The organism is Pseudomonas sp. PAGU 2196, assembly GCF_022179005.1.
GTDB lineage: Bacteria > Pseudomonadota > Gammaproteobacteria > Pseudomonadales > Pseudomonadaceae > Aquipseudomonas > Aquipseudomonas kermanshahensis.
Window position 1 is genome coordinate 1 of record NZ_BNTL01000063.1, and the last position, 1,586, is coordinate 1,586.

A 1,586-nucleotide genomic window follows, 5' to 3' on the forward strand; every position below is an offset into this window, starting at 1 on the left:
TTGCTGCAAGGCGAATACATCGAACCCCAGACCGAAATGGAGCAGCAGATCGCGGCGATCTGGGCCGATGTACTGAAGCTGGAGAAGGTCCCGCGATCTGCTGCTCCATTTCGGTCTGGGGTTCGATGTATTCGCCTTGCAGCAAACTGGCATCCGGTTGCGGCAGGGCCTTGCGGTCCAGCTTGCCGTTCGGTGTTACCGGCAGCTTGCTCAGCAACAGCAGGTGCGTGGGCACCATGTAATCCGGCAGCCCGGCCTTGAGGGCCTCACGCAGGCTGTCGCGCAACGCGGCCTCGTCTTGCGTGCTGTCGGCCGGTACCACATAGCCCACCAACTGCTTGCCACTCGGCCCGTCCTGGGCCAGCACCACCGCTTCCTGCACCGCTGGCAATTCCAACAGGCGCGCTTCGATTTCACCCAGTTCAATCCGCAACCCGCGGATCTTCACCTGGTGGTCGAGACGCCCGGCGTAGTCGATCACGCCGTCGGTGTTGTAACGCGCCAGGTCACCGGTGCGGTACAGGCGCCCGCCGTTGTCGCTGAACGGGTCCGGCACGAAGCGCTCGGCCGTCAACGCCGGGCGCTGGTGATAACCACGGGCCAGGCCTACGCCGCCCAGGTACAGCTCGCCGGCGCTGCCGCGTACTGCAGGTTGCAGGCTGCCTTCGAGGATGTGGGTCTTGAGGTTGTCGATCGGCTGGCCGATCGGCACGCTGATGCTTTCGTCCGCGCGGCAGGTCCAGTGGGTGACGTCGATGGCCGCTTCGGTCGGGCCGTACAGGTTGTACAGGCCGGCGGCTGGCAGGCGTTCCAGGGCCTGGCGCGCGAGCTCGGCCGGCAGTGCCTCGCCACTGCACACCACACGCTTGAGGCTGCGGCAGCTTTCCACCGCTTCGTGGGTCATGAACGCCTGCAGCATCGACGGCACGAAGTGCAGCGTGCTGATGGCGTACTGGTTGATGGTATCGACCAGCAGCTGCGGGTCGCGGTGGGCACCGGGCTGGGCCATGACCAGGCGCGCGCCGGTCATCAGCGGCCAGAAGAACTCCCACACCGACACGTCGAAGCTGAACGGGGTCTTCTGCAGCACGCTGTCACTGGCGTCCAGGCCGTAGGCCTTCTGCATCCACCACAGGCGGTTGACCAGTGCCTGATGGCTGTTGCCGGCGCCTTTCGGGCGGCCGGTGGAGCCGGAGGTGTAGATAACATAGGCGAGGTTCAGCGGGGCTACGTCGATGCCAGGATTGGCATCACTGAAGCCGGTCAAATCCTCGACATCCAGGTCCAGGCTGCGCAGCCCAGCCGGGATCGGCAAGGCATCACGCAGGTGCGACTGGGTCAGCAGCAAAGCGATGCCGCTGTCCTCGAACATATAACTCAGGCGGTCCTGCGGGTACTCCGGGTCCAGCGGCACATAGGCGCCACCGGCTTTGACGATACCCAGCAAGCCGATGACCATCTCCAGGCTGCGCTCCATGGCGATGCCCCCCAGCACGTCCGGGCCCACACCCAGTTCACGCAGCTTGTGCGCCAGCTGATTGGCTTTGCCGTTGAGTTCGGCGTAGCTCAGGGTCTGCTCGCCGAAC

The 1,586-nt window shown here is 65.1% G+C and carries 1 protein-coding gene; it reads right to left on the bottom strand.

The annotated features are described in order from the left end of the window. On the bottom strand, positions 1 to 1,586 hold a 1,586-nt coding region (locus MFF34_RS27895), incomplete at both ends, for an amino acid adenylation domain-containing protein (RefSeq protein ID WP_238217816.1).